Annotated in this window: 10 protein-coding genes; 1 reads left to right on the top strand and 9 read right to left on the bottom strand. The window is 33.7% G+C overall.

What is annotated here, in order from left to right; translation table 11 throughout:
• Positions 1-61: 61 nt before the first annotated feature.
• The 5 genes from HHX25_RS20365 to HHX25_RS20345 all read right to left on the bottom strand — a co-directional run bounded on the left by HHX25_RS20365 (position 62) and on the right by HHX25_RS20345 (position 10,683).
• Positions 62-1,480, bottom strand: coding sequence for a glycoside hydrolase family 30 protein (locus HHX25_RS20365; protein ID WP_169677248.1), 1,419 nt, complete (start codon positions 1,478-1,480; stop codon positions 62-64).
• A gap of 29 nt (positions 1,481-1,509) precedes the next feature.
• Complete coding sequence (locus tag HHX25_RS20360) at positions 1,510-2,982, bottom strand: alpha-L-fucosidase (RefSeq protein ID WP_169677246.1); 1,473 nt, start codon at positions 2,980-2,982, stop codon at positions 1,510-1,512.
• Positions 2,983-3,012: 30 nt separating this feature from the next.
• The gene (locus HHX25_RS20355) at positions 3,013-5,451 is read right to left on the bottom strand and encodes a right-handed parallel beta-helix repeat-containing protein (RefSeq protein ID WP_205958080.1); all 2,439 of its coding nucleotides are present in this window, start codon (positions 5,449-5,451) and stop codon (positions 3,013-3,015) included.
• An 85-nt stretch (positions 5,452-5,536) separates the two neighbouring features.
• Positions 5,537-7,930: a glycoside hydrolase family 95 protein gene (locus tag HHX25_RS20350; protein WP_169677244.1), complete on the bottom strand. Its 2,394-nt coding sequence runs from the start codon at positions 7,928-7,930 to the stop codon at positions 5,537-5,539.
• Positions 7,931-8,220: 290 nt separating this feature from the next.
• A complete protein-coding gene (locus tag HHX25_RS20345; RefSeq protein WP_169677243.1) occupies positions 8,221-10,683 on the bottom strand; it encodes a glycoside hydrolase family 3 N-terminal domain-containing protein in 2,463 nt (820 codons plus the stop codon).
• A gap of 688 nt (positions 10,684-11,371) precedes the next feature.
• Between HHX25_RS20345 and HHX25_RS20340 the strand changes: the two genes are divergently transcribed.
• Positions 11,372-15,466, top strand: coding sequence for a hybrid sensor histidine kinase/response regulator transcription factor (locus HHX25_RS20340; RefSeq protein WP_169677241.1), 4,095 nt, complete (start codon positions 11,372-11,374; stop codon positions 15,464-15,466).
• A gap of 284 nt (positions 15,467-15,750) precedes the next feature.
• Here HHX25_RS20340 and HHX25_RS20335 read toward each other — a convergent pair whose 3' ends face one another.
• From HHX25_RS20335 to HHX25_RS20320, 4 genes are all read right to left on the bottom strand, one after another.
• Complete coding sequence (locus HHX25_RS20335) at positions 15,751-16,464, bottom strand: DUF4386 domain-containing protein (protein ID WP_169677239.1); 714 nt, start codon at positions 16,462-16,464, stop codon at positions 15,751-15,753.
• A 468-nt stretch (positions 16,465-16,932) separates the two neighbouring features.
• On the bottom strand, positions 16,933-17,850 hold the full coding sequence (locus HHX25_RS20330; protein ID WP_169677237.1) for a BT_3987 domain-containing protein: 918 nt from the start codon (positions 17,848-17,850) through the stop codon (positions 16,933-16,935).
• 33 nt (positions 17,851-17,883) lie between these two features.
• Complete coding sequence (locus tag HHX25_RS20325; RefSeq protein WP_169677235.1) at positions 17,884-19,584, bottom strand: RagB/SusD family nutrient uptake outer membrane protein; 1,701 nt, start codon at positions 19,582-19,584, stop codon at positions 17,884-17,886.
• 18 nt (positions 19,585-19,602) lie between these two features.
• Positions 19,603-22,584: a SusC/RagA family TonB-linked outer membrane protein gene (locus HHX25_RS20320; protein WP_169677233.1), complete on the bottom strand. Its 2,982-nt coding sequence runs from the start codon at positions 22,582-22,584 to the stop codon at positions 19,603-19,605.
• Positions 22,585-22,591: the final 7 nt, after the last annotated feature.

The following is a 22,591-nucleotide window of genomic DNA, read 5'->3' as shown; positions in this document are numbered from 1 at the left end:
GATATTAATTTGATTTTAAGGTACCTTATTTTTGTATAAAGCATCCACATATTAATTATGGTTATCCCTTTTCTACCACAACGGCACAATCAGCATTGGCGGGCAATTCTATTAGCGCATCATACTTATTGTCCATCACTAAATGATATTGTACTGCTTCTTTTTTTCCGTTATGAATTAAAGCCACATAGCTACCATCTGGTCTTTCTACGGCAGTCATAGTAATGTTTTTACCTATAAATGCAATTCGCGTGTCCCCAGGGCGCAAAAAATGGCTATACAAATGAATTACGGCATAATCTGGATTATAAGTAACCTCTCCTGTTTTCCTGTTAATATTTATCAAACTATTTTGCTTCCACCCCCATGCACTTGTTCCTGTTTCATTAAGAATCATATTCCAATAACAGTAATTAGTCGTTCCAGCATTAATATAAGACACTACCTCCTTTAAACGGGTTGCTGCCTGTTCCCAAGTATTCTCTCCACGAAAACATTTACCTTCGGTGTGCATGATCGGGACTTCTGGAAACAACCTTTTAAAATCACGAATGTGAAAATCTTTTGCATATTGAAAACCGACACCATCAATAACCTTCCTTAAATCTTTGTCTTGCATAATATGATGGCTATGCAATTCATATGTTGTTCTAAAGGTTCCTGCATAAATTTCCGTTTCTAAATGATGCCTTCCAAATTCGGGAATTAGATAGTTTTTTGCAAAATGAGCCATTTGATCCGGTCCCATAAAACACCCAGGGAAACTTGGGTGCGAATCTGTTTCATTTTGAATATTGATACGACTCACATTAATTCCTCTTTCTGCATAAGCTTGAATATATTTCATAAAATATTTTGCATAAGCATCATATATTTTTGGGTCGTTAATTAACACGTTTTCATCTGAATCAATATCCATGCGCTTACAATGTTTCATCCATGCTGGTGGACTCCAGGGTGATGCAAAAAGTTTTAAATCGGGATTTACCTTGAAAGCTCCCTGTATGTAAGGCGTAACAAACTTATCTTCTCGTTTAAAAGTAAAATAATTCATTTCATAATCACCTTCTTTCTCTGAATAAGAATAGGCATCCAAACCGAAATCACTTGCTCCCATGGCTGTACGACAAAAGGTAAAAGCAGATTTGTTTTCTCCAAATAAGTTATTGTAAACCTTAGCTTGTTCTTTTTCTGTCAGCTTAAATAAAGCCTCTCCCCCATGTTCATTAAAAGCACCTCCAATTCCTTCAAGAGTTTGAAACTTATTAGCACCATACAAACGAATTCGTTGCGTTCCTTTTTCTAAGTTCTTGGAAAACTTGTATTCCTTAACTGGGTTTACAGAAACATTTCCTTCTAATTTTACGTAAAATACTTTTGCATCGACTCTTTTAAGTTCGGGCAATTTATGTTGGGTATTTTGTGCTAATACAGTTGTTCCAAAAAAAAGACCAATTAAGTATATGATTGAAAACTTCATTCACTATTAAATTTGTTATTTTAATTAATTTACTTTAAAATTCCATCAATTTTAACCGTCCATGCATATTGGCAAGGCGCAGTAGACGGGCTTAAATAAGGCATATTTATTACAATATTCTTGCCCGATTTCTCCCATTTTAATGGTTTATCATATCCTAATAAGGTAATTTCCGCATTCGACTTTATTTTAACATCTTTTACTATTAATTGCCCTTCTGGATATACTGGACATATACCATAAAGTACCTTATCTTTTTTAGTAAAGAATATTTCTTTTGATGCAAATCCCTTTTCTGGATTTATCGTTAATTTCATGACATCGTATTTTACTTTGTAATGCCCTCTTTTGGCATCCTCTACTTTTCCTTTTGTCCATTGACACGTATTTTTCCAAATTGATGTACCATAAATAGCTTCTCCATTTACTTGTAGCCAATCACCCATTTCTAATAAGCGCTCTTGCATAATTACAGGAATTCTTCCATCGGCGGTTGGTCCTATATCCAAAAGGAAGTTACCCCCACGACTCACAATATCAATGAGCATATATAATAACTCTTGGGTTGAATTATAATCTTTAAAGTTTTCTGTCTTGCTAAACCCAAATGAATGTGCCATACCGCGATTTTCTTCCCAAGGCACATCGGCATTTGGCATTCCAGAACCATATTCGGTAGTATAGTAGCCGCCATGTTTATGACGCGTTTCTTTTCCCCAACGATCATTGATCACAACATCATGTTTACTTGGAGAGTCGTTATATAACCAGGATAGTAGCTCTGTAGCTTTCCAAGTGGTATGTGGGTAATCCCATTCGCCATCTGTAAAAATCAAAGAAGGGGAATATTTCGTGACCACATCTTTAAACTGTGGTACCATATGCTTTTCTACAAATAAATCGGCATTAGCAGTATATAATGGGTTAAACCATTCATATAAAGAATAATAAAGTCCCATTTTCACATTCGTCTTTCTTACCGCCTCTGTAAGCTCTCCTAGCAAATCTCTTCCAGGTCCAGAATTTGTGGAACTCCAGGGTCTTCCCCATGACTTGTCTGCTTCTTTACTAGGCCAAAGCGTATAACCATCATGGTGTTTTGAGGTTAAAACAACATATTTTGCTCCTGATTTTTTAAAAATATCGGCCCACTGATCTGGATCATACATATCTGCCGTAAACAGAGGCACAAAATCAGGGTAAGTAAAGTTTTTTCCATATACCCTATTATGAAACTCATTGGTTTCATGATATCCATTTTTTGCTCTTGATGGATTTACCAAATTCATCCAGTACCACTCTGAATAGGCTCCTACTTTTGAAAAAGCTGGCACCGAGTATGGTCCCCAGTGAATAAATATTCCGAATTTTGCATCTGTATACCAAGAAGGAATTGGACGACTATCTATAGACTTCCAATTTGCCTCATACTTTTTCTCTTGTGCAAAACTATAAGAACCAACACTTATAATTAGCGCTAATAATAATATGATTTTTTTCATTTTTACTTTTTTGAATACTTTATTTAATATTTATTTTAAATAACCAGGAAGCGGATATCTCGCTTTAACTATTTCAGAATTATATCGTCCTCCTTTTTCATCTTTAAACCTCTCATAGATATAGCTTCTATATATTTTTTTATCTAATGGCTTTTTTCTGAAATCGTCTTTAACCAAACCAATTTTATCGAAAGGAATAGGCTTAAAACCATCCATTAACTTAAAGTCTTTTTTTAGATTAAAATCTAATGAACTAATATCTTCAAAAGCATCCAGACTAATTTCTACTGGAGGCTCAAATGATCCTTCTATAGGTAAATCTTTAAAATGTCCTTTTCTTTTACTTTCCATACCTTCTATGGTACCAGACCCTCCATGTATATGAAAAGGCTTCCTTACTTTATATACATAATTTAAATTTACATTGCCAAAAGTTTGAGCCCAAGGATTGGTTTCTATCATGGCTTTTAACTCTGGAAAAGTTTCTTTCCACGGACTTTTAAGCCATCCTTTTTCTCCAATAACTTTTTCTGTAATATAGAGATAGTCTCCTTTATCTCCTTTGGGTAAATCTGTTCCAAAACGAGAAAGTTTGTCCCATTTTTCCTGAATACCTTCTTTCGTAATCGGTTTTTTAAGAGTCCACCAAACCGTATAACAATCTAATGTGATATTATTTTGAAAATCGTTAAGAGGTCCATCAAATTGGGCACTTCCTCTTCCTGGTCGGTAGAACACATTGCCATAAATTTTTAGACCAGCTCCATTATCATCATTTCTAAAAGCTGCTACTGGATGCCCTCCTGGCTCTATTAAATGATGTACAAAATTGTAGCGCACTACATTATTCATAGTGTACCATTGGGCGCCACAATAGGCCACATTAAAATCGCCCATTTCATACCCAATATTATAAAACTCATTATATTCCATTAAAAGGTTTACCGTTTTATACATAATGGCACCATTCATACTATGCAACAAATTATGAGCAAAATAAAGGCCTACTCCAGATAAAGACACAACACCATAACCCCTATATCTGCAATTTCTAATTACATTATTTGTTGCAAAATTATTCGATCTCTCCAACGATTTAAAATCTCCTCCAGAAATACTAAAAGCAGCATATAGATCATAGAAATCACAGCTGGTTATCCCATTATATTTTCCTCCTTTAATTTCTATGCCTTTACCTGCACCATTACGGATAATACTACCTGCCAATAGGTTATACTTTCCTCCTTTAATACTAATGGCCAAACTGCCTGTATTTTCAATAATAAAGTTGCTTAAGGTTACATACGATGTGTTTTTCATGGTAATCAAAGGAAGGGATGCTTTTTGTGCTTTAACATCGCCTGGTTGTGCAAAACTATTATTGATTGATGCACTTTTTGTACCGATAAAACTTACAGTAGATTTTCCAGGTTCGAAGCCTTTTATTGGCCATACAAACAATTTTTGTTCTTTTTTATCAAAATACCATTCTCCTGGTTCATTTAACTCTGCCAAAACATTGAAAAGACGAACTCTTCTTGGTATAGACTTAATTTTGTTAACAATACCATAACGGGTATGATGCAATAATTGAACAACATTGTTATTGATACTTCCCAATGGTTCATGCTGAAAATACCAATCATTATGAAAATACCCTTGTGCATAAATATCTCTCGTTCTTTCAAACTCAGTTTGCACCATTGGGGAAAGGTCTTCTTTAAATGAAAACTTTCCTCCTGTTGGATTTTCTTTACTATAAGGCATTGGTTTTTCTCCTGGTTTAAGCCAACGTGTGGTGGGCCCTTCTTCATGTATTTTGCCTATGTGGTTATATGCTCTGTTTGGCCATTGCGCCAATTGCAGCATATAACCATCCATAGCTATTTGTCCGTATTTTCCATCGCCAGGAAAGTAGGAATCGAGCTTGTCTTTTGATAAATCAATATATATCACTTTTCCTCTAGCTTTAGGGTGTAAACGACTAAGTAGCTCCTCATCAGAAACAATTTTAAATCGCTTTGTATCTACTTGTACACCTCCTGTTAATATCACTTCTCCCTTTTTTTCTCCTTTGTACACAATGGGAGATGTGCTCGTACCTGTATCTTCAGATGTAAATTCTATTGTTGATCCAATATTATAGGTTCCTTTTAAAAGGATAACATCTACGCCTCCCTTAGGCAGTCCTAAATTTGCCTTAAGATTTCTTATGGCATCTCTGGCAGCCTCAATACTTCTAAATGGTGATTTTTTAGTCCCTTTATTTTTATCGTTACCATTAACCGAGATATAGAATGTCTTTCCTGGTTTTGTTACTGGCGAAAAAAGATTTTTTGTATAATTTCCACTATATTCTGGAAAAGTATGAGGTGGTTGATTATATTTTGAATCTTGTGAAAAAACGGTACTTACTATGACCATCATCATCAATAAAACATGAATTTTGCGATTATTTTTGACTATCATTTTTACTTTTATTTTTTTACTTTTTGAATATAGTTTTTTGACAATAAATAGTTAACCATTTTATTTTAAACCTATAAGACGTTTATTATTTTGTTTTTAAATGTTCATCAAACAGATAAGATTTACCAGCTTTAGTTTTTAATGTTACCGTTTTACCACCGTAAACCAAATCACATGTATTTCCAACTTTTGAAAGGATTTTGAGTGTTTCCAGTTTGCCTGCTTTCCATGATAGATTCAATTCAAAACCACCTCTAGTACGTATTCCTTTTATGGAGCCATCTTTCCAGACATCTGGTATAGCAGGTAATAAATCTATAATTGTATTTCCTTTCTTATTGATACGGTGACTTTGCACTAACATTTCATTAAAACTTGCGGCAACACCAAGATTGCCATCGGCCATAAAATATTTTTTGGGATAAAAACTCACAAATAAGTTTTCAAATAAGTTTTTCTCTACAATCTTCTCATATTCATGGTAGGCTTCATTACCTTTATATAAACGTGTCCAAAAATTGGACTTTGTCCCGCTCATCCAACTCCCTACTGATTGCCATACAACCGATTTGGCATCTGAATAGCTCAACGTTTTTTCTGCGGCTGCAGCAAGCTCTGGTGTTTCTATATAATTAATTTCATATCCAGGATGCACACCCCATAAGGATGCATTTTGACCCGTTATCATTTTTTGCTTCGCTGGCCACGCCCATTCCATTAATCTACCTGTATTCGTATCAATTGTGGTTGGTTTTAATCTATTTTTTATCAAACTAAGACTATCTAAAAAAACTTCATCATCCTCTAAAATCTTACCTGCTCTATAACAATTTGTAAATAAATCCCGAAGTATTTGATTATCCATAGTAGGGCCTTCACACAATCTACCATGTTTTCCATTTGGTAATGTATAAGACTGCTCAAATGACACACTTGGTGAAGTAACCAAATAGCCTTGATTTCCTTCCGATAAAAAATCAAAAAAGAATAGTGAAGCATTCTTCATTACTGGATAAACTTTTTTAAGAAACTCTTTGTCTTGGGAATACTGATAACTTTCCCACAGATGTCTGGTTAACCAAGCGCCTCCAAATGTCCAAAGCCCCCAATTGGCTCCATCAACAGGTGCAGCGGCTCTCCATAAATCGGTATTATGATGTGCTACAAAACCTCTTGCTTCATAATGTTCTTTTGCTACTTTAGTTCCTGTTTTTTCCAGATCATAAAGCAATTGAAATAAAGGATCATTCAACTCTTCTAAATTACTAGCTTCAACCATCCAATAATTCATTGGAAGGTTAATATTTAATGTCCATTTACATCCCCAGGGCGGATTCATACTATCATTCCAAATACCTTGTAAGTTTAGTGGCTGTGTCCCTTTTCTTGATCCTGCTATAATTATATACCTTCCCATTTGGTAGAAAAGAGCATCTAAAAGTGGTTCTTGCTGACTCTTTGCCTGCTCAATTAATTTATTGGTAGGTATGTCATAAGATTTTGAATTTCCAAAATTGACTACAACTCTATCAAACAAGGCCTTATAGTCTGTGAAATGTCTTTTAAACAAACTCTTATAACTTTTACCTTTTGCATCTGCTAAAATATGATCGCACTTCTCTTCTGGATCTCCTGAAACATCTTGGTAACTTTTGTAGTTGGTAGCAGCCGTATACAACAAAACCAATTCTTTTCCGCCTTTTACTTCTAGACTACCTTTTTCATCTGTGTTTAAATTAAGGGTTCCTTTTCCTAAAATTTCTATTCGGGATTCAAAACGAATATCAGGTTTTATATTTTGACCTTCGCTTCCTTGTCCTTTTAAAATATAGGTATCACCCCTTAATTGCCCCACCGATTTGTGTTCTGAAGTATGCTTTAATTTGAACTTGATTCCTTCGCTGTTATTCGTAGTAAAGCGCATTACTATGACGTCATCAGGATGTGATGCAAAAATTTCACGAGTATATGTATAGCCTTTATTTTTGTATGATACACTTACTAAAGCTTTATTTAAACTTAAACTACGTTTATAATCGGTCGTATTTGCTTTCTCGTGTCCGAAATCAAAGATCAATTTCCCTAAAGGCTGGTAACGCTGTAATTTCCGTGGTGTACCAATCATATGTTTATCTCCCAACTTGAGAGCTTCATCATACTTTCTATCTAAAATTAATTGACGAATCTCGTCCAAATATTGATTTGCTTCAACATTAATATAGTTATGAATACCTCCTGTCCACACAGTTTCCTCATTCATTACAAGGGTGTCCGAAGTAATATTCCCTGCTATCATAGTACCCATTCTACCATTACCTATGGGCAAAGATTCTTTCCATTGCGCAGCAGGTGCTGTATACCACATTTCTAAATTTTCTTGAGCCAGTAAATCTGGACTACTACCCATAACAATAAGAATACTAACCACTTTAAACCCTAACACTTTATATCGATTAGCTATTCTTCTATTTCTAAGCATTCTATTTTCAATTTAAGTAAGCTTCTTTTACATTTATTTCAATCAATACGGATTAGGGACAAGAATAATTATCATTGCTTATCTTTCATGCTTTCGTCCCATTGTAAGCAATATATTCCCTAAGACCATCTGTAATCGAGATGGTACAATCACTTGCGTGAAACAAAAAAAATGAAATTATTTATGTCTTACATTTAAAATAGTCTCATTTTAATGTAAAAATGTTTTCGTTCTCATGTAGATTTACTAGTTACTACTCTCCCCCTGTAACGGCTATTTTATTAACCAAACTAATCTAAAATCTCAATACTTTGTTTTAAACGGATATCTTCTGAAGAGCTTCCAACCATAATTTCAAATACTCCAGGTTCGAAAACAAAATCCATATTTTGATTATAAAGTGACAAATCATCTTGATTTAAAACAAAGCCTACCGTTTTAGTTTCCCCTGGTTCCAAAGAAATTCTCTCAAAGCCTCTTAATTGTTTCTCATAAACGGTAATACTTGAAGTTTTATCCGAAAAGTATAGCTGTACAACTTCATCTCCCTTTCTTTGACCTGAATTTGTAACATCTACAGACACAAATACTTTTCCGTTATTATTTCTAATTTTAGATTTCACACTTAAATTAGAATAGTCGAAAGTCGTATAACTTAGCCCATAACCGAAGGGATATAAAAACCCGCCAACTCGTGTTTTTCCAGAACCATTAGGGCCCTTAGCTGGCTGATTTGCCTGTGCCCCTGGCTTTGATGGGAAATTCATAGGAATCTGACCAATTGTTTTTGGAAATGATATTGGTAATTTTCCCCCTGGATTATAATTACCAACCAACACATCTGCTATGGCTGCACCTCCAAATTTTCCTTGAAACCACCCTTCAACTACTGCTGGAACATATTTGTTTATCCAGTTTATTGTTAACGGACGCCCATTTATTAAAACTATAACTACTGGAGTCCCAGTATTATAAATAGCCTCTACTAACTGTTGTTGATTTCCTGGAAGATCTAATGAAGTTCTTGATCTTGACTCGCCTACAGTTTCTTCATCGTCTCCAACTACCACAATAGCCAACCCGACAGTCTTCGCCATTTCGACAGCCTTATCAATCTCTTCTTGATCTGAAATACTAGGCAGTGTTGGAATAATTTCACTATCAGGCCAATTTTCATCAAAAAAATCACAGCCTTTTGCATATTTTATATGGACATCTTTCGGGAATTTTTGCTTTATACCTTCGTAAACGGAAACAACTTCTATATTAGAAGGCCCGTACCTACTTACCGAATGATTTATTGCCTTGGCATTTGGTCCAGTAACCAATACTGATTTATATTTACTAAAATCCAGAGGCAACATATTATCTGAATTTTTTAATAATACGATAGATTCTAAAGATGAACGGTACGCTACCTTCTGAAAATCATCATTGGATACGATCTTATCAGCCTTTTTAAATTCTTCTCCATAAGGATTATCAAAAAGACCCTGCCAAAATTTAACTCTTAAAATGTCACGCACACGATCATCAACCGTTTCCATACTTAATTTACCTTCTTTTACTAATTCTCTAATAGGAATAATATAATCCTCAGGCATTGTAAAATCAGTTCTAATATTTAATCCAGCATTCACAGCTTTCAAAACAGCTTCTTTATGATCCTTAGCGATATGATGTTTATCTGCTATAAACTCAACAGCTCTACTATCTGAAACAACGTAACCTCTAAAACCCCAAGAATCTCGAAGAATATCCTTTAAAAAATATCCCGAAGAGGTAACAGGTACACCATTATAATCATTGTAGGAACTCATAACACCTAAAGCTCCAGCATCTTTTATAGCTCTTTTAAACGGATGCAGGTATAATGAAAATAACTCTCGTTCTGTGATATGTGCGTCTGTTCTTGCGTCACCGTCACGTCCACCTTTAGGCGCACTATAAATAGCAAAATGCTTAGGGGTTGCTACGACGCCTTCATCTTGTATGGCCCTGACCATGTTATAGCCTAGCTCTCCTACTAAATAAGGATCTTCTCCATAACATTCAACAGTCCTACCCCACCTAGGGTCTCTTGCTATATCTAAAATAGGCGCATACACATTGGTATAACCTAGTAATTTTGCCTCTTTTCCCGTAATGCGTCCAATTTGGCTTACTAAATCCTTATTCCATGTCGATCCTACTCCAATTTGAGATGGAAAACTAGTTGCCTTTTCATGACATAAGCCTCTAATACCTTCATTTGTAAAGTCAACAGGAATACCAAGACGTGTATTTTCCACAAAAAATCGCTGGATTTCATTCAATGCCTTTATGTGATTTGATGGTGGCCATGCCTTATCTGTAGCCGATTTTGGATGATAGGCCAAATTATTAAGCTGCTCATCTATATTCCCTATACCATCTTTCCATATTTCTTTTTTCCAACTAGAAGTGGGCAATTCATCCTTTAAAACCCTTCCAAAACCATAAAGCGTTGCCATTTGGCAGCTTTTTTCCTCCAAAGTCATTTTGGATAATAAATCTTCAATTCTTTTATTAACTGGTTTTGATGAATTTTCAAATACATCTTTTACACCATTTTTATTGAAATCTATCCAATTACCATGATAAATGTTCGCTTCTTTAGATATAATGATACTATTTTCAGGTTGCTGAACTGGCCTTACATAAGTTATTTGGGCCTGAATAAACGTTGGAATAATCCCTATTAATAAATAACAAAAAAACAAATATGATCTCATAAAAAATTCAGGAATGACCCTGGGTTAGATTTAATTATATATAAAAATGTCTTAAAATGTTTTAAAAAGAGCTTTTGTATTTTCTTTTAAAACAACCATATTAATTGACCTTTGAAGCATATAAATACGTATCATTATTTTATAAAACATGTCCTAATTAATTTTAGGTTTAGGAATTAGATAGGATTTCTACTTTAAGATTATAAACTAATGATATTATAAATTTTGTTCTTCTTAACTATTAATATGTAAGCTTCAAATTACTTGATTAATCGTTGATTACAGGTAGAATTAATGCCTTAAATAGTGCAGGAATTGTTCACGTATAGCAAAAAGTAGATAGAATGTTCAAAAAGACGACTATTTTGAACTATAAATACACCTATAATAATGACATATGCAGTAGATTGTTAAGTATTAAAAATAATCATAACAACTTTAAACAAAAGCGTTTAATAAAAAGTAAAACAGATTAGGACACCTAATTACAGGTAGACAAATTCGTCATAATTAGTTTATTCGCAGGCTATTCCAAATCAGCATGCATCTTAATTATTTGCCTAAAATTTGTACATTTATACTTAGTGTTATTTAATATTTAACCTTTTAGGTTATTAATAAAATAAACTAGTACTAGGTTTTAGATATTTTACTTTTATTAACAGCTTAGTTAAATCTCATTTGTAAAATGCTTAATAAAACGATTTTTCTGGTTTTTTTCTCTTTTTTTTATACGAGCTTAAACGCACAGTATATTGAAGATCAGTCTTCTAATGATTTTTCTATGCTCACAACAACTAATGGGCTCTCTCAAAATACCGTTAATACTATTTTAAAAGATAAGACAGGCTATCTTTGGTTTGGTACTGACGATGGTTTAAATAGATACAATAGTTACGACATAAAAGTTATAGATATAAACCAAAATAAATCTGAAACTTCAAATGGAAAGAAAGTACTCGATTTATATGAAGATGATAAAAACATGCTATGGATTGGGACAGATAACGGCCTTAAAATTTACAATCCAGTTACAGAGACAGTAAAAAAATATAACCTATTCGAAAATTTTAATACGCCTATAAGGGTTAATTGCATAAAAAAAGAAAATGATTCCCTGGCTTGGCTTGGGACTTCAGAAGGGTTGGTTTTATACAGTCTTAATCGAGGCATTGTTGAGCACCACAGATATAACTCAGAACGTCCAAATTCATTATCTAATTCTGAAGTCCTATCGCTAGCCAATGATTCCAATCATGTATGGGTTGGCACCAAACATGGACTTAACTATTTTGATAAAAAAAGCAAACGATTTGTCAATTACTTTTATGAGGAACATAAGGAAAATTCTGTTTCGGGAAACACCATTACGGCACTTTCCATAAACGAAACTGGAGATTTGTGGATTGGTTCATTAAAAGGAGGTATTTCCTTTCTCTCCAAAAAAAGTAAACGGTTTAAAACATACAATACAGAAAACAGCCTGCTTCCCCATAATGAAATCTTTGATATTTTTCAAACTTCTGAAGGTTATCTTTGGGTTGCAACCAATGGTGGAGGTATTAGTAAGATAAACGAAAAGAATCATTCTTTTACAAATTTCACACATGACTCCAACCATACCCAAAGTTTACCTACTAATTCTGTTTATTCTGTTTATGAAGACAGTGAAGGTATTTTATGGGTAGGCACTTATGCTGAGGGTGTTAGTTTTAATACTTCTAAAAACAGTTTATTTAAGTTGGTAAGACACCAGGTTCATGATGACAACAGTATTATAGAAAGCCGCATACGAAGTGTATTTCTTGACAGTAAAGATAATTTATGGTTTGGAACATGGGGCGGTGTAAGTGTATATAACGCCGATAACAAACAATACAAATCTTATTCGTACGAGCCTAAAAATCCTGTTTCCTTAAGTTTTAATACCGTAACTTCCATATTTGAAGATTTTAAGGGCAACATGTGGTTTGGAACTTATTCTGGAGGACTCAATTTGTTGAAACCAAATAAGCAAAGTTTTATCCACTACAAGCACAATATAAATGACACCAATAGTATTAATGATGACAAAATATACTGCTTTGCTGAGGATACATCAAATAATTTATGGATAGGTACACAAACAGGATTAAATCTTTACGACCCCATTAAAAATGGTTTCAAGACCTATGGACATGTAGATGTTAGGGACATAAAAGTTGCAAAAAATAATTCCTTGGTCATAGCAACCATGGGAGGCATTGCTATTTTTAATCCTGAAACAAAAACCTTTAAAGATTTCTATTCAGATAAACTAATTTCCTTTCCTTTGAGCGAAGTCTATTTAGACGATAATGAAGAACAGGTTTGGTTTTGCTCACAAGGTAGAGGTATGGGATATCTGGATTTAAGTAATGCAAAATTCACTTTTTTTACCGAAGATGATGGTTTGCCCAGCAACTTTGTATCAAGCATATTATCTATTGATAGTAATACGTTTTGGGTTAGTACCTATAAAGGTTTGGTGAAATTTGATAAGACAAGTAGAACTTTTGAAAACTTTGGCGATTCCCACAAACTTCCATCAAAGCAATTCCAACCAAAAGCTTCTGTTATTTTACCTGATAATTATATTGGTTTTGGAGGTTCTAAAGGCTTAGTGATTTTTCATCCAGATAGCATTTATAACATTAAAAAAAACCCGATTATAGTTTTGTCTTCTTTGAAAATAGACAATAAAGATGCAAGTATAAACACCAAGGATTCGCCGTTAAGCGAAAGCATTTCCAAAACCGATCATTTATTACTCAAAGCCAATCAAAATGACTTTTCTATTGAGTTTACTGCATTAGACTTTAACAATCTTGAAGGAAACAAATATGCTTATACACTTGAAGGCTATATGGATGAGTGGGCCAACATAGATTCGAGAAGATCAGTAAGTTTTACAAATCTTAATCATGGTGATTATACATTAAAGGTAAAAGCACTTAATAATGCTTCAGATGGAAATGAAAAGTCTTTAAACATCTCTATTGCGCCTCCATTTTATGCTACTTGGTGGTTTACTTTTTTAATGTTAATTATTTTTACGACATTAATTTACTATTATAAAAAGTATACCATAATAAGTACCAAACAAAAAAATGAAAATGAATCGCAACGCTTAAAACTAAAGAACGAAGAAGATTTTAATAAAATGCGATTTCGCTTTTTTACTTATGTATCACATGAATTACGAACGCCTTTAACCTTAATCTCTGAGCCCGTTTCTCAATTGCTAAAAAGCGGAAGAGACAGAAACGATCATGACTTTAGATTACTGAAATTAATCAACAAAAATGTTTTTCGCCTTTTAAGGTTAGTCGACCAAATTTTAGATATCAGTAAACTTGAAGGTGATACCTTAAGCTTACAGGTTTCCAATCAAAACATTACTAAGTGTATTGAAGATACTGCCAGTGCTTTTAATGAATTTGCCATTCAAAATGAAATCACATTTAAATTTATTAGTAAACAAGATGTTTTAAAAGGGTGGATTGATGAAGATAAAATTGAAAAAATTGTATATAATTTACTTTCCAATGCTTTTAAATTCACTCTAAAAAGAGGCATTATTACTATTCATTTGGATTATTCTCATGACTCTGAGGATTATGTAACTATTAGTGTTAGGGATAATGGTATAGGCATTTCTGAAGATAAACTTTCAAAAATATTTGAAGGTTTCTATCAGGTAAGATCTGAGTCCGCCAAATCTTTAAACCCTAATGGAGCTGGTATTGGTCTCGATTATGTTAACCGATTGGTAAAACTGCACCAAGGGACTATAAATGTTGAAAGTAAAGTTGATTTAGGCTCAACATTTTCTATAACCATTCCAATAAAAGAAACATTTTATAAGCCTGAAAATATTAGAAACAGTGTACAAAAAAGAGCCCCTATAAAGCCTATAAGTTTAGATAAAGAAAAACCATCTGAAATTCAAACCGATACGAAACAGCATACCAAAAATACACCTAGAATTTTAGTTGTTGAGGACGATTTGGATATTAGAACCTATGTCGCTCAATCGTTATCCGAAAAGTTTAGAGTCGTAGAAGCTGCTAATGGTAAGGAGGGACTAGACAAAGCCATTAAGCATACTCCAGATTTAATCTTAAGTGATACGTTGATGCCAATTATGGATGGTATTGAGTTTTGTAAACGTGTTAAGGACCATGAAAAAACCAGTCATATCCCTTTTCTTTTCCTCAGTGCCTGGACCTCTGATGAATTTAAACTAAAAGGCTTAAGTATTGGTGCCATAGATTATATTAAAAAACCGTTTAGCTATCATATTCTCGAATCGAGAATCACCAATATTATAGAAACTAATAAGAAAATATCGGAAAAATCTAAAACCAAAGTCAACTTTATACCTAAAGATAAGAGCATCGATTCTATTGACGATTTGTTTATAAGAAAGGCTTATGATGTTTTGGATAAGAATTTTGATAACCCTGAGTTTACGGCTCAGATATTTAAAAAAGAAATGAATATGAGCCATTCGGGGTTATATAGAAAACTAAAACAGCTTACAGGAAAATCATCCAACGAATTTATTAGAGACTACCGGCTAAAACGAGCCTCACAAATAATAAAACAAAACTCTGGTTTGTTAATCTCTGAGGTGTGCATAAAAACAGGGTTTAACGACCCAAAATATTTTAGTAAATGTTTTAAACAGGTATATAAAATGTCACCTTCAGATTTTGCTAAAAAATATGAAAATCTGGAAAAGGTTGATGCAGACAAATAGTTGTGTTATAAACTTAAAACGAGATAAAAAGCTACATGTTTTCCAGGGAAAGCATGTGGCTTCTCTTTTTACTTCTTATTTATCATGTCTTTAGCGTGACTCATACCACTACTAAAAATGCTAGAGGTAGCCGTTATTTTGATAACAAACTAGGGTGACCTGGACCAAAAAGTATGAGTATTTGGAAAGGTGTAGATGTAAACGATTAATCATAATTAACTAGAATAGCCAGAATAGGGAATTCTCGTAAATCTTTTTTGTAAGTAGGCTTGATTAATGGTTAATTAATTTATTTTGTTCTCTGCTGTTTTTCCAATACTAGGTATATTCGTTCCCATTATTAAAAGCCATAAACAAATTCCAATTTCTCCTATAGACGCTGGTATTCCAATAATAGTCGAAAAAGTTGTTTTATAGAAATCTGAATACAAAAACCCTCCAAAAAACGTAATTAAATAACCAAAACAGCCAACCATCAACAGTATTCCTAAAATTTTTGGTAGAAAACCAGACTTGTATACTAAATATCCGAAAGGAAATAACCAAAGCCCCCAAAATATTTGTAAGATTTCAATTCCGTTATTATAGTAACCAAGATACAACATCACTTGCGCATACAATTCAGCTCCTCCTATATGTTCAATATATTCACTATTGATTAATGATAAAATAGAGAATTTATTGAGAATAATCGTAAATGAAATGGGTACGCTTATCAATGCGAAAAGCACCATGAGTTTAGCATGAACTTCACTTATTTTATTTAAGAGTTTGTATAAAATTAGTGGCAATAATAAAAAAATAAGATATGTGATTATACCACTCACAATTCCCAATCTAAATAGCAGTTCGGATTTTTTTATGTTTTCAAAAGCCTCTGAGGCACTTTCCCAAACTACCAATTGAGATGGAATATATTTGAGGTTAATTATTGCACTTATAACAAGCATTAGATAAAGTAAGCCAGCAAATCGCGCTGTTTTATTTATTGCGGTCATATATTATTTTAAATTATTGATTATTTAGAGCTTGCCCAAACCTGGACGCCTTTACTTATAGAGGCGCAAAAATTTTGGAAATGGTTGCTTCACCATTAGGTCAAAAACATCTATTATACTAATCTAAAGGCTTAAACATCGAATTATGGATACAAAACACAAAAGCTACTCTAATTATTTAGAAATAGCTTTTGCTTATTATTAAGCTTTGTTTTGAAACGCAATACAACTGCATACCTACAGAGGTTATCCATTACCTTTTTAAAACTTACAGTAATGTACCTATTTAAGGATCATTAATAGAAAGAAGTCTTCTTACTCTAAGATATATAATTTGAATTAAAAAAGAAAGACCGCCTTAAAAGACAGTCTTTCTAACACTAAACTAAATAATAATCAAATAGTTATTAACACTAATTCAACGATGTATATGATTCATTTTTATAAAATATAGTAATAAACAAAGTATTAATTACCAGGGAATCCTTCCCATCGCCATTCATTAATACCGTCTCTTACTCTATTTCTAAATGTAAGTACTTCTTCTACTTCAAAATCCTTACCGCCATCGCTATATTTATACTTTAAAGTAAACCTTCTTTTTACAGGATCCCATAAACTAAAACCATTTTCTTCAACTTGATAATCTGAGGATGGATCTGCTATAATAGTTACAGAATTATCTTCTGGGTTTACTTTAAGCTTCATAGAATAATTATCTCCTGTACGATTAGCTACACCATTAATTTTAACTGTATCCATCATAATAGACCTTAATTCACGTATCGGTGTACTAGGACCATCTAAGTGGTCTCCATAAACATAGGCGGTATCCAATACTTTATCTACGGTGAAAAACTCTTTTAAGCTTCCTACTTGATAAAAATTACCCTCGTATGTATTCATTAATTTTATAGGGATAATCGTTTCTTCTTTACCTTCTAAAATAGAATCTGTAGATGTTGATAGTATTCTAAAAGGAAGTGCGTAGTTATAATCCAATAACTGCATGTCATTTGCCATTCTTAAAGAATCAAACTTTACCGACAACAACCCTAAAAACTCGCCTTGATCGATGGTTATTTTATCAGGACTTCCTAAAGTATAATAATCCTCTGGTAACAAAGTGTAAGCCGTACCATCTAACATGGTAGGGTCTATCTCAAAGGTTAAATCTTCTACATTATTATTATCCTTAACACCTCCCAGGTAAGCACCAACCTTAATTTCAAGCCCTTCACCTGCAACAGCTGACCTTTCTATTTCTGCATGTGGAAAATATACAGCTGTAAAGCCTATGGTATCAACAATATAATCCTCGTAAGGGTCACATGAAAACATCATTGAAAGCAACAATATTAACAATAAACAACTTTTATATTTCATAATTTTCATAATTTTATACAATTAATTAGTTTACTATTCCCATCCAGCATTTTGGATAAGCGCATTAGATTTTAGTACTTCATTTCTAGGTATCGGGTTGTAATACATTCTGTCTGTAAAGACTCTAGATTCTACTTCTTTATTCTCGTACGTGAATGAATCATCTGGATTTTTAGTCACATGAGTTCCCATTACAGGTTGACTTAACTCATCAACTGGTAGCATCCATCTTCTAACATCATAATAATACTCGCCTTCAAAAGCAAATTCTATACGTCTTTCATTTTTTATTAATGCTTTATAGGTTGTTAAAATATCGTCTGCTTCATCTAAATAAAGATCATTAGTTATTCCAGCTCTTTCACGAATTTCTTCAAGGGCATCTTTAGCAGAAAAAGCCATACTACCAGCTTGTCCGTTAACCCCATAAGCTTCTACAGCCGCTTCAGCAAAATCTAAATAAAGACCTGCTCTGGTAAAAATAGGATAGACTTTTATATCATTCCCAACCTCAGTTCCTTGGTCTCTATCAAAGTTTACTTTAGAGCTCAAATACTTCTTCATATAATAACCTGTACGGGTCGATTTTTTACGAAGTCCGCCATTGGCATCCTTTCCGCCATCAAAAACTTCAATAAAGACATTTCTAAAATCATTTTGTCCATTATAAAACACAAAACGCTCAAAACGCCCCTCCCTATTATCATAAGGGGTAACAGCATTATATATTGAGCTTGGATGACTTATGGGGTATCCATTAATATCAGGAAATGCGTCTATTAAATTTTGGCTCGGATTGGCTTCACCTCTACCATACATTGATATTGGGTAATGCGCGCGCTCTAGATTTCCATTGTTACTATAAGACCTTCTCCATAAATGATCTATGTTATCTGAATTATTAAAATCACCATAGTCTTGAAGCTCTAAAATACTTCCATCTATGGCTTCTATAGCTGCATAAGCCGTTTGGGCTGCTTGATCCCAGGAAATCTGATTATAAGCTGGACTCGCAGAAAAAAGATCCAATCGTGCTCTTAAAGCCCAAATCATCTCTCTAGAAATTCTACTCACATTCTGTTCTCCGTTTATATCATCATTCCCGTCATTATAACGGAAAACATCTATATATCTGTAAGCACTATCTAAATCCTTCTTTATACTCTCATAACTTTCCATGTAGGTACTTCTACTCACATTATTTACCTCTTCAAAAGTTAACAATTCGTCAATTATAGGAATACCCAACATGGTTCCATCGGTTGCCGAAGGCCCTGCAAAATTCTTAAGTAACAGCCATTTATAATAAGCTCTTAAACCAAACGCTTCCCCTCTAAAACGTCTTTTCAATGCCTCACCGCGCTCTGCGTTTAAAGGATCGTAAGTAATATCAAATCCGTATTTAAAATACTCATTAATTTTAAATATTTGGTTCATAGAGGCTCCCCACTGACCACTTACTGGTGAAGATTCTGCTGTAGATCCAGAAGCTGCTTGTCTTTGAACCCCATTAATTGAAACCGCATTATTTGTATGATATTCTAAAGAAACCCATGGCGTATTTCTAACACCTGAATAAGCTGGGTTTAAAAAAGTAGACGTGCTACTGATATCCCTAAAGACATCTTCAAACTCATTCCTTGTATTTGGTACTATTTGATCAAACTCATTAGTGCACGAGAAACTCAAGCCCAAAGTTATCACTAATAAAGGTATAATTATATATTTTCTCATTTCTTATAATTTTTTTAATTAAAATGACACTTGTATTCCCAGCTCAAAAGCTTTTAAGACTGGATGTTCGGAATACCCTTTATTTCTGCTAGGCATAAACCTTTCTTTATTAGATGATATAACGAAAGGGTTTTTTACCGACCCAGATAACGAAAACTCTTTCACACCGATATCCTTTAACAAATTTTGCGGTAATGAATAAGCGACCATAATGCTTCTCACATTAAAATAGCTGGCATCTTTTAACCAAAAAGAAGACGTTCTATAATTGTTAGAATTTGATAATGTGGTTAATCTAGGTAAGCTATTACTAACTGGCCAACTATTGGCTAATTCTTGTGTATAGTCATTAATGCCTCGGTTCCAATTCAATTGCTCAACATACTTACCACCAAGTACACCATCACCATGAATACTAAAGCTCCAGTTTTTATACTGCATCATATAATTTAAACCGAATGAAACTCTTGGTGATTTTCCAACCTCATGGTAATCCTTCTCATCAATAACGCCGTCATTATTGAAATCTACATATCTAATGTCTCCAGGTTTCACCTCTCCAAATAATTGTGGCGTTGCACTGGCTATTTCTGCATCGTTTTGAAAAATTCCTGCTGCTTGTAAACCGATAATACGGCCTCCTTGATTACCTATAGCATTTCTCTGTTCTTCTCCTCTTGGGTAGGTAATACTATTGGATAGTGTGTTATAACTAACATTATACATGGCATTAACACCTAATTTATAAGCAAAATCACCAATCTTGTTATTATATGAAATATTTGCATCAACACCACGTCTTCTTGAATCCCCATAACTCATTAATGGTGTATAGTTAGATGGTATTATAGCATATAGATTAGATGCTACTGTTATTTGATCGTAATTACGGATATTGAAGTAATTTAATTGACCATTAACTTTAGAATTAAACATTTGGAAATCCAAACCAACACTTAGGTATTCTTGTTTTGGTGTTACTAAATCTGAAGCTGTAAAAACTCTATTGGAACCACCTGCCCCAGCAGTTTCACCACGAAAAACTCCAAAAGTACCAGCTCCACTACTACCATACTGATGTTCTGATATAAAAAACTGACTTACAGGTCTTGATTGTACACCAAAATTAGCTCTAAATTTCAAAAAGTTCAACCAATCAGCGCTATCAAGAAAAGACTCTTTGTGCAGCAACCAGGCAATACCTGCATCATAGTTTATCTTGTCTCTTTCATCCTGTGACAATTGACGTATTGGCGAGTTTAGAAGTTTTCCTTCTAAAACATATTTTTCATTTAGTAAGTAATTTGCTCTCAGTCCTATATTTCTATAAATCGTATTTTGCTGTAATTGGCTACCAGTTAACTTTTGGTTTGTAAAAAACACATCTGCAATTACTTTATGATTCTTACTAAAATCTCTATTATAATGTAGATTGGCTTGAATATATTGACTACGATCCACACGGTCTCCCAATTTCGAGAAATTAAATGATATTTTCTCAGGGCTAAACTCTCTAAAACTAGTCTCATAAGTACCATCTCCATTTGGCGTAAACACAGGCTCAGCCGTATGCGGTCTAAGATCTAGAAAAGACGATAAAACATTTAATGTATACATACCAACCAATCCTTTAAGAGTCAAGCCTTCTGTTACTTCACTTAAATCTAAATCTAAACCAATTCTTGCAAAGGCATCTCTTCTTTCATCTTCCATAATGTTGCCATTGGCCAAATCTACAAGTAAATTAGTACCAAATTCTTGCGTTCTACCAAAAATAGTATCATTTATCTTATAAGGAATGGCATTGGCTGGGTAATTATACATGGTATTAAATGCACTGTTAGCATTTAAACGTGGTTCATTTCTTTTATTGAAACTTCCACCAATACCTACGTTAACATGGCCTGTATTACCAAATTTAATTTGAACATTGTTATTCAACCTAAGTCTGGTTAACTTTCTTCCCTCTCCTACATTTTCTATACCGTCTGTTGTATAATAACCCAGATGGGAAAAATACTGAACATCTTCATTACCTCCTGAAAAATCACCTGTAAGATGCGTATATGTTGAAATACCGTTAGCAAAATCTTCATAATAATCATTATTAGGATTCATTACGGGATTTGTGCCATTCGTATAATCATCAATATCACTTTGCGTATAGATTGGTGAAAGACCATCATTACTCAATGCTATATTGTAATTTCTTGCATAATCCTGTGCATTCATCGTATTAGGCAAAAATGTAGGCGTTCTCACCCCAGTTCTAGATTTAAATCTAAACAAACGGCCTCCAGGTAATCCATGTTTTGTATTTACAATAATGGCACCAGGAGCTCCCAGAGTACCATACATAAAAGACGAGCCATAATCTTTTGCTATAACAACATCATCTATCTCGGCAGGTGTAAGTACGATGTCAACGGATGGTATACCATCTACGAAAAGTTGACCAACACCTTGACCTCGTATACTATTTCCAAAGCTTTCAGCAACTGTAGACCCATTATTATAAGATGTTTGTAGGCCGGATAACCTACCAGCTAAAGCCTCTCGTGTAAAAGCTGTTGGAAAATCATTTAGTTCTTCTCCTGTTATACGTTCAACAGAACCTGTAATTCTCTCAAAAGGCATGCTTCCCAGAGCGATATTAGTATCTTCCTGAGGTTCAATAACACCCCATTGTTTTAACACAATGCTCTCACTTTCTAAACTGCCATTGTCTATGTACACAACCATTCTCTCATATCCCAATCGGGTAAGAACAAGAATATCTTTAACTTGAACTTTTATACTAAAAGAACCGTTTTCGTTGGTCACCGCTCTATTTCTAGATTTCGACGCTAGGATATGAACACCTTCCAGCGCATCTCCCGACTTATTGGTTATGGTAGCAGATACTGCATTCAGGGCACTTTCTTCCTGAGCTTCTACTCCAAAAGGTAATATATAAAATATAACTACCAATACTAAATATAATGTCTTTGTTTTTATCATTGTAAAA

The sequence above is a fragment of the Flavivirga algicola genome, assembly GCF_012910715.1.
In the GTDB taxonomy this organism is placed as follows: Bacteria; Bacteroidota; Bacteroidia; order Flavobacteriales; family Flavobacteriaceae; genus Flavivirga; species Flavivirga algicola.
This window is presented reverse-complemented; position numbering and strand designations above follow the sequence as displayed.